The sequence below is a fragment of the Enterobacter sp. UNJFSC 003 genome, from assembly GCF_036903355.1.
Classification (GTDB): Bacteria; Pseudomonadota; Gammaproteobacteria; order Enterobacterales; family Enterobacteriaceae; genus Enterobacter.
On the sequence record NZ_JBAKHK010000280.1, the window covers coordinates 1 to 249 of the forward strand.

The 249-nt window shown below is 55.0% G+C and carries 1 pseudogene; it reads left to right on the forward strand.

From position 1 onward, the window contains the following. Window positions 1–249 (forward strand): annotated as a pseudogene (locus tag V5P19_RS24155) (Fe(3+)-hydroxamate ABC transporter substrate-binding protein FhuD); the annotation flags it as partial.

Here is a 249-nt window from a genome sequence, read left to right on the forward strand (position 1 = left end):
GAGTACGGCATCCCAAATGCCTGGCAAGGGGAAACCAACTTCTGGGGCAGTACCGCCGTCAGTATCGATCGTCTGGCGGCGTATAAAGACGTTGATGTGCTCTGTTTTGATCACGACAACAGCAAAGACATGGATGCGCTAATGGCAACCCCGCTGTGGCAGGCCATGCCGTTTGTCCGTACAGGGCGCTTTCAGCGCGTACCCGCAGTCTGGTTTTATGGTGCAACGCTTTCGGCAATGCACTTTGTG